The sequence below is a fragment of the Clostridium polynesiense genome (genome assembly GCF_000820705.1).
GTDB classification, from domain to species: Bacteria; Bacillota; Clostridia; order Clostridiales; family Clostridiaceae; genus Clostridium_AA; species Clostridium_AA polynesiense.
On sequence record NZ_CCXI01000004.1, the window covers coordinates 23,329 to 31,564 of the forward strand.

Here is an 8,236-nt window from a genome sequence, read left to right on the forward strand (position 1 = left end):
AAAAGCAGAGGATGATAAGCAGTGGACAGAATTTGTGCTGTTATAGTAGCTGGTGGAAGAGGGAGCAGGATGAACTCCCCTCAAAGCAAGCAATTTATTGAAATAAAAGGTAAGCCGATTATTTATTATACTTTGGCTGCTTTTGATAACAATCCTGATATTGATGATATAATACTAGTTCTTCCAAAGGACGAAATCCAGAAGTTTTATGATGAGGTACTAAAGAAGTTCAGTTTTAATAAGCTTTCCTCTATTGTACAGGGGGGGAAGCAGAGGCAGGATTCCGTTTATAACGGATTAAAGGCTGTAAAAGACTGCAGTATAGTACTGATACATGATGGAGCCAGACCTTTTGTGAGCATGGATATCATTAAGGAAGGAATTAAGTATGCTGAGATCTACGGAGCTTGTGCCTGCGGAGTTATACCAAAGGATACTATAAAAATACGAAGTAAAGATAATTTTTCTGAGTTTACTCCAGATAGAAGTGCTCTTTTTGCTGTTCAAACCCCTCAATGCTTTAAGTATGATCTTATTTTAAAATGTCACGAACATATAGCTGAAGAAGGAATACTGGTTACCGACGATACTATGGCAGTGGAAGCTTTGGGGCATAGAGTTTATCTTTATGAAGGTGATTATAAAAACATAAAGATAACTACTCCGGAAGATTTGATAGTTGCAGAGAAGCTAGCAGAAAATCTTTAAAATAATAAAATGTTGACAGCAATTTAACAACAATATATAATAAATAAAAATAAAATGAAAAGCTATGAAGAAAAATAGTAGAAACCGCCTACAGAGAGAAAATCCCCGGCTGAAAGGTTTTCAAAGGTTTTGAACCCGTTTCTGAGCTGTAGTTAAGCTATCGGTTTAATACCGTTATTATTATCAGAGTACAAATTTAGGTGGTACCGCGAAGCAGAAGTTCGCCCTAATACAGGGAGGACTTTTTTTATTTTATAGAAAACAATTTAGGAGGAATTATTCTATGAAAATGTCAAATATGCTTAATTTAACCATGAGGGAAGTGCCAGCAGAAGCTGAAATAGCCAGTCATCAGCTTATGCTGAGAGCGGGACTTATGAGAAAGATGGCATCAGGAGTATATAATTTTATGCCTCTTGGTTTAAAGGTATTAAAAAATATAGAAGAAGTAGTAAGAGAAGAAATGAACAGAACTGGAGCTCAGGAATTCCTAGCGTCAGCAATGCTTCCAGCGGAGCTGTGGCAGGAATCAGGAAGATGGTATGCTTATGGACCTGAAATGTTTAGATTAAAAGACAGAAATGAAAGAGATTTTTGTTTAGGACCTACCCATGAAGAGGTATTTACTGATCTGGCAAGACAGGAAATAAAGTCCTACAGACAGCTTCCTTTGAATCTATATCAGATTCAAACTAAATACAGGGATGAGAGAAGACCAAGATTTGGAGTTATGAGATCAAGAGAGTTTATAATGAAGGATGCTTATTCCTTTGATAAGGATGAAGCTTCAATGGACGTTTCCTACAATAAAATGCAGGAGGCTTATGTAAAGATATTTAACAGATGCGGTTTGGATGTAAAGTGTGTAGAGGCTGATTCAGGAGCCATAGGAGGATCAAACTCCGCGGAGTTTATGGTGAAATCCGAAGTGGGTGAAGATGATGTGGTGTTCTGCACTTCCTGCAATTATGCAGCTAATATGGAGAAGGCAGTAACCACACCTGAAATGGCAGATAAAGAAGAAATGCAGGAGCTTAAAAAAGTAGAAACCCCTGAAGTAAGAACTATAGAAGAACTCGTAGCCTTCTTTAAAACTAATGCTAAGAAGTTTGCAAAGACCCTGATTTACAGCGCTGACGGTAAGCTTGTGGCTGTTATGGTTAGGGGAGACAGGGAAGTAAATGAAACAAAGCTTGTAAATGCCATAGGTGGAGCTGTAGAGCTTCAGATGGCTTCTCCAGAACAGGTAATGGCAGCGACCTCTGCTCAAGTAGGTTATGCAGGTCCTATGGGGTTAAAAGTAGATGCTTTATTGGTAGATAACGAAGTGGCTAATATGCATAACTTTATAGTAGGTGCTAATGAAACAGGATATCATTATTCAAATGTAAATTATAAAAGGGATTTTGAAGGTATAATTGGAGACTTTAGAAATATAGAAGAGGGAGAAAGATGCCCTAACTGCGGCGGAACTATAACTATCTCAAGAGGAACAGAAGTAGGTCATATATTTAAGCTTGGAACTAAATATTCAGCACCTATGGGAGCTAATTTTATTGATGAAAACGGAGAACCTAAACCTCTTGAAATGGGCTGCTATGGTATTGGAATAAATAGAACCATGGCTTCTATAATAGAACAGCATCACGATGAAAATGGTATAATATGGCCTTTATCTGTAGCTCCATACCATGTTTCCATAGTTGTTGCAGTTACTAAAAATGAAGAACAGATGAAAGCAGCGGAAGAAATTTATAATAAGCTTAAAGGGATGAAAATAGAAGTGCTCCTTGATGATAGAGATGAAAGGGCAGGGGTTAAATTTAAGGATGCTGACCTTATAGGTGCGCCTATGAGAATAACAGTAGGAAAGAAAATAACTGAAGGAAAAGTAGAATTTAAATTAAGAAACAGCGAAGAAGTAGATGTTATTGATATAGAAGAAGTATATAATAGAATAAGCGAAGAATTTAAAAGAAATAATATTGAGCTGTAATCAGTTTTAAAAGGAGGAATTTCCATGAAGGTTTACAACACCCTTACCAGAAGTAAGGAAGAATTTACAACACTTGTCCCTGGCGAGGTAAATATGTATGTGTGCGGACCGACGGTATATAACTTTTTTCATATTGGAAATGCTAGAACCTTCATAGTATTTGATACCATAAGAAGGTATTTGGAGTATAGAGGCTATAAAGTAAAGTTTGTACAAAACTTTACTGATATAGATGATAAAATGATTAAAAAAGCTAATGATGAAAATACCACGGTAAAAGACCTTGGAGATAGGTATATAGAAGAATACTATAAGGATGCCGATGGACTTAAGCTTAAAAGAGCCACTGTAAATCCAAGGGCAACAGAATATATGAATGAGATTATAGATTTTGTAAAAGGGCTTATAGATAAAGGTTATGCTTATGAAGTAAATGGAGATGTTTATTTCAGCACCAAAAAGTTTTCAGGCTACGGAAAGCTTTCAGGACAAAATATAGAGGATCTTCAGGCTGGTGCAAGGATAGATGTGGATGACAGAAAAAAAGATCCTATGGATTTTGCGGTATGGAAGGCACAGAAGCCAGGTGAACCAGCATGGGAAAGCCCATGGGGAATGGGAAGGCCGGGCTGGCATATAGAGTGCTCCTGCATGGCTAAAAAACTTTTAGGAGAAACCATAGATATTCATGCCGGAGGATCTGATTTAGTTTTTCCTCATCATGAAAATGAAATAGCTCAAAGTGAATCATTGACGGGAAAAGACTTTGCAAGATACTGGATACACTGTGCTTTTCTAAATGTTAATAATCAAAAGATGTCAAAGTCTTTAAATAACTTCTTTACTGTAAGAGATATATTGGAAAAATATGATGCTGACGTAGTGAGATTTTTAATGCTCTCCGGCCACTACAGAGTACAGCTGAACTTCAGCCTTGAGCTTTTGGATTCTGCAAAGGCTTCTGTGGAAAGACTTTATAATTCCATAGCAAATCTTCAGCATCTATACGAAAATGTTGCTGAAAACAGTATAAAAGAAGAGGAAAAGGATTATCTCCAGTCTCTTTATAAATATAGAGAAAGATATATTGAAAAGATGGATGATGATTTTAATACAGCAGATGCAATTTCAGTATTGTTTGATTTAGCTAAGGACATCAATACCAACATAAGTGCAGATTCCTCCAGGGAACTTATTAAATCAGCGGAGAATTTAATGAGAGAGCTTGGTGAGCCTCTTGGGATTCTTCAGCATTCAAACAATGAAAGCTTAGAGGAAGAAATTGAAAAGCTTATTGAAGAAAGGCAGAAGGCACGAAAGGAAAAAAACTGGGCTCTTGCAGATAAGATCAGAGATGACTTAAAAGCCAGAGGGATAGTGTTGGAAGACACTCCTCAAGGGGTACGATGGAAGAAAAACTAACTTTTAAATTGATATCAGTGATTTATTAAATAATTAAGCTTAATTCAGAAAACTCCATTTATTTAACTTAAATGGAGTTTTTTCACGAAATTCTGCAAATGATAACTGTTTTCAATACACTCATTTTGTGATATCATTACAAATGGCATAATAATACCGCGGCAAATTCATATTATATGGAGGTTTATTATGGCAAAATTAATGGGACCAAGATTTAAGATATGCAGAAGACTTGGTTTAAATGTATATGGCCACCCAAAGGCTATGAAAAGAGCATCTAAAGGAATGGCAAGAAATGATAAAAAGCTTTCTGATTATGGAACTCAGCTTCTTGAAAAGCAGAGGCTTAGAGCTTATTACGGGGTTTTGGAAAAGCAATTTAAAACCTATGTTAAGAAGGCTATAAAAAATAGAGGAATAACCGGTGATCTTCTCCTTATCTCCTTAGAGTCAAGGCTTGATAATCTGGTATACAGAATGGGGCTTGCTTCATCTATAAGGCAGGCAAGGCAGATGGTGAATCATGGACATATTTTAGTTAATAATGAAAAGGTAGATATACCATCCTACCAGGTACGTGTAGGAGACAGAATAACCCTTAAGGAAGCTTCAAGGAAAAATCCTATATTCCAGGATAACTACCTAAACAGAGGCAGCTTTGCAGTTCCTTATGTTGAAAATGATCAGGAGAATTTCAGTGCAGTTTATTTAAGAATACCAAAAAGAGAAGAAATTCCAATAGAAATTAATGAACAGCTAGTGGTTGAGTTTTATTCTAAGTATGTATAATAAAAAGCCTTGCAGTTTTTTTGCAGGGCTTTTTTTAAATTTCTCTTTATGTTTTAATAGATTATAATTAAAATATAAAGGGTAATATTATAAATAAGCATTGAAGCTTTACAAGGAGTAAATTATGTTGGATAATTTAAGGATGAAAAAATTTACAGCGGAGGAAGCAAAAAGACTTAACCCTCTGCAGCTGGCTCTTATAGGAGATGGAGTTTTTGAGCTTTTTATAAGAAGCTACATATTAGGTTTAAATTCTGAACTCAGTGCTCACAAGATGCATGTGGAAGCGATTAAATATGTGAAAGCAAAGGGACAGAGCGAAATAATAAAAGGTCTTGAAAAAGATCTTACCGAGGAAGAATATTATATTTTTAAACGGGGAAGAAATGCAAAATCTCCTACGGTTCCCAAGAATGCAGATGTCGCCGAATACAGGTATGCCACAGGGTTTGAGGCACTTATAGGATATCTTTTCATCATAGATGATAATGAAAGATTAAACTATATTTTGGAAAAATCCGTGCATAATAATTTCGTGAAGGATTGATGGTATAAATTAAAGGATTATTCATAAAAATTATGTCAAATTATTATATAGAGTATGATATAATTTCAGGTATTCGCTACAGCATTATATTCCTGTTAAACTGATGCAGGCTGAATAAGGATAACCTTAAATAATGGCCCTCAGAAATAAGTAAGCTCAGATAAAAAAAGACCTATTAATATTCAGTATATAAATATGGAGGAATCACTATGAAAAACAACTACAGGGATAAAAAGTTTAATAAGAATAAGCAGCAGCCGCAGGGACAGGAAAGAAAAAGATTTTCAGGAAAAGATAAAACCTTCGGTGCAGCTTCAAAGGAATTCATAAAAAACAGAAATGAAGATGTTGAAATAAACAACAGGTCAAAGGATATTTATGAAAATGAAGAAAAAATCACCCCAAGAGAAGACATTATCGAAGGAAGAAATGCTGTAATAGAAGCTTTAAAATCAGACAGAACCGTAGAGCAGATATTAACAGCAAAAGGAGATAGGGAAGGTTCCATAAATGTAATCTTCGCCTTAGCTAAGGAAAAGGGAATAGTAGTTAAAGAAGTAGATCGAAAAAAACTGGACGGTATTTCGGAAACCGGTGCTCATCAGGGGGTTATTGCTAAGGTAACACCTTATAAATATTTTACTGTTGAGGATATATTAAATAAAGCTTCTGATGCCGGTGAAAAGCCTTTTATAGTTATACTGGATGAAATAGAGGATCCACACAATCTGGGTTCTATAATAAGGACTGCAGAACTCTGCGGAGTACATGGAATAATAATTCCAAAAAGAAGGAATGCAGGCATTACACCTACTGTATATAAATCCTCTGCCGGAGCTATTGAACATATGATGGTGGCAAAGGTGACAAATATAAACTCCGTTATTCAGGACCTGAAAGAAAAAAATATATGGGTATACGGTGCCGACATGGAAGGGGAGGACTACAGCTATAATGCGGATTTAAGCGGAGCTGTTGCTCTGGTTATAGGCAGCGAGGGAAAAGGTATGTCTAAACTTACAAAGGAAAAGTGCGATAAATTAATAAGGATTCCTATGGTTGGAAAGATAAACTCACTAAATGCTTCTGTTGCTGGCGGAATACTTATGTATGAAGTTTTAAAAACAAGAATTTAAAGAGGCGCAGCTTGAGAATAATATTTGTTGACGGCTATAACGTTATAAACAGCTGGCCGGAGCTTAAGGAAATAAAGGAATACAGCTATGAAGGGGCGAGAAAAAAACTCATTGATTCTCTTCAGAATTATTCCAGCTATAAAGACTGCCGTGTGTTTCTTGTTTTTGATGCACACAAAGTACCGGGAGCTTTAGAGAAAAAAGATAGAATGGGAAATCTTATTATTGTGTTCACAAAGGATGGAGAAACTGCGGACAGCTATATTGAAAGATGTGTAAACGACATCGGTAGAAAAACTGAGGTTTTCGTAGTAACTTCTGATTCCTTAGAACAGCAGCTGGTATTTCAGAGAGGCGCTGTAAGAATGTCCTCTATTGAGTTTTACCACGAAATTTTAAGCATTGAAAAAAATATACGAAAAAAGTCTGATAAGTTGAAAGAAAAAATAAAAGACAGGCTTGAAGATAGAATCGAAAAAGATGTCCGAGATAAATTGGAAAAGATACGCAGAAGCCGTTAAGCTGGCTTGATTAAAAGGAGTTACTGAATTATAATTAATAAGTAGAGGTAATGTAAGGGGGGGAGACTTTGGAGAATATGGACGGTACTGTTCAAGGCTTTATAGATTATAAAGACAAACTTGATGAAGAAGTTGTACTGGAAGCTAAGAACGGTAGTGCTAGAGCTCAGGAATACTTGATAAACAAGTATGAGGGGTTTGTAAAATCTAAGGCCAGATCGTACTTTTTAATCGGCGCAGATAAAGAAGATATATACCAGGAAGGTATGATAGGCTTATACAAGGCCATAAGAGATTTTAAACCTGATAAGCTAACCTCCTTTAAGGCTTTTGCAGAGTTATGCGTTACAAGGCAGATTATCACAGCCATTAAAACCGCTACAAGGCAGAAGCATATACCATTAAATACATATATCTCTTTAAACAAACCGATTTATGAAGAAGAGTCTGACAGAACTCTTTTAGATGTACTTACCAATATAAAGATTTCGGACCCTGAAGAATTGCTTATAAGCAAAGAAGAAATGGGACATATTGAAAAAGAAATAGCCAGGCTTTTATCTGATTTAGAAATGGAAGTGCTGATGTCTTACCTTGATGGGAAATCCTACCAAGAAATTGCTTGCGATCTTGATAGACAAGCTAAGTCCATAGATAATGCTCTTCAAAGAGTAAAAAGAAAACTGGAAAAATGTCTGACTAACAGATAAAGTTATTAAAAATTTATTGACATTTAAAACAATACGTAGTAAACTTTAAAAGTGATTAAAGACAGACGAGGCAGCCTTTAAAGATACATAAAGTATTTTAAAGCTCCTCTTAAATTGCTCACGTAGCTCAGTAGGTAGAGCGTCGCCTTGGTAAGGCGGAGGTCGTCGGTTCAATCCCGATCGTGAGCTCCAAAATATTGGAAAATACAACACGCTTGGTAAAGTTTATTATTAATTTAAACTTATAAGTTTATAAGTAAGGAGGATAAAGCGCTATGTCAAAGGCTAAATTCGAAAGAAGCAAACCACACGTAAATATTGGAACAATTGGTCACGTAGACCACGGTAAGACAACATTAACAGCAGCTATTACATCTGTACTAGCAAACCAAGGATTTGCAGAAGCG

At 35.9% G+C, this 8,236-nt stretch carries 9 protein-coding genes and 1 tRNA gene; all 10 read left to right on the plus strand.

Translation table 11 applies throughout. The features are described from left to right. Positions 1-21: 21 nt before the first annotated feature. Entirely contained in the window at positions 22-708 is a 687-nt protein-coding gene (gene ispD / locus TA89_RS00505) for a 2-C-methyl-D-erythritol 4-phosphate cytidylyltransferase (protein ID WP_040209972.1), read from the plus strand. A gap of 283 nt (positions 709-991) precedes the next feature. Then, on the plus strand, positions 992-2,704 hold the full coding sequence (locus tag TA89_RS00510) for a proline--tRNA ligase (protein WP_040209975.1): 1,713 nt from the start codon (positions 992-994) through the stop codon (positions 2,702-2,704). A gap of 24 nt (positions 2,705-2,728) precedes the next feature. Further along, the gene (gene cysS, locus TA89_RS00515; protein ID WP_040209976.1) at positions 2,729-4,126 is read left to right on the plus strand and encodes a cysteine--tRNA ligase; all 1,398 of its coding nucleotides are present in this window, start codon (positions 2,729-2,731) and stop codon (positions 4,124-4,126) included. A gap of 189 nt (positions 4,127-4,315) precedes the next feature. Continuing rightward, positions 4,316-4,915, plus strand: coding sequence for a 30S ribosomal protein S4 (rpsD, locus tag TA89_RS00520; protein WP_040209977.1), 600 nt, complete (start codon positions 4,316-4,318; stop codon positions 4,913-4,915). Positions 4,916-5,039: 124 nt separating this feature from the next. Beyond that, complete coding sequence (locus TA89_RS00525) at positions 5,040-5,462, plus strand: Mini-ribonuclease 3 (protein WP_040209979.1); 423 nt, start codon at positions 5,040-5,042, stop codon at positions 5,460-5,462. Between the two features lie 209 nt (positions 5,463-5,671). After that, positions 5,672-6,598 (plus strand): 23S rRNA (guanosine(2251)-2'-O)-methyltransferase RlmB, encoded by a 927-nt coding sequence (gene rlmB, locus TA89_RS00530; protein ID WP_040209981.1) that lies wholly within the window; start codon positions 5,672-5,674, stop codon positions 6,596-6,598. 11 nt (positions 6,599-6,609) lie between these two features. Beyond that, entirely contained in the window at positions 6,610-7,119 is a 510-nt protein-coding gene (locus TA89_RS00535; protein ID WP_040209982.1) for an NYN domain-containing protein, read from the plus strand. 77 nt (positions 7,120-7,196) lie between these two features. Beyond that, positions 7,197-7,829 carry an RNA polymerase sporulation sigma factor SigH gene (sigH, locus tag TA89_RS00540; protein ID WP_040209984.1) on the plus strand — a complete coding sequence of 211 codons (633 nt, stop codon included), beginning with the start codon at positions 7,197-7,199 and terminating at the stop codon, positions 7,827-7,829. 116 nt (positions 7,830-7,945) lie between these two features. Beyond that, a tRNA-Thr gene (locus TA89_RS00545) sits at positions 7,946-8,021 on the plus strand. A gap of 83 nt (positions 8,022-8,104) precedes the next feature. Continuing rightward, positions 8,105-8,236, plus strand: a 132-nt coding sequence (locus TA89_RS17865; protein WP_242850042.1) for a GTP-binding protein, incomplete at its 3' end; no start/stop codon positions are given.

Bases quoted from the DNA above. Each gene is read 5' to 3' on its own strand.
- cysS (WP_040209976.1), top strand. From the start codon at position 2,729: ATGAAGGTTTACAACACCCTTACCAGAAGTAAGGAAGAATTTACAACA.
- sigH (WP_040209984.1), top strand. From the start codon at position 7,197: ATGGACGGTACTGTTCAAGGCTTTATAGATTATAAAGACAAACTTGAT.
- TA89_RS00525 (WP_040209979.1), top strand. From the start codon at position 5,040: ATGTTGGATAATTTAAGGATGAAAAAATTTACAGCGGAGGAAGCAAAA.
- rpsD (WP_040209977.1), top strand. From the start codon at position 4,316: ATGGCAAAATTAATGGGACCAAGATTTAAGATATGCAGAAGACTTGGT.
- rlmB (WP_040209981.1), top strand. From the start codon at position 5,672: ATGAAAAACAACTACAGGGATAAAAAGTTTAATAAGAATAAGCAGCAG.
- TA89_RS00510 (WP_040209975.1), top strand. From the start codon at position 992: ATGAAAATGTCAAATATGCTTAATTTAACCATGAGGGAAGTGCCAGCA.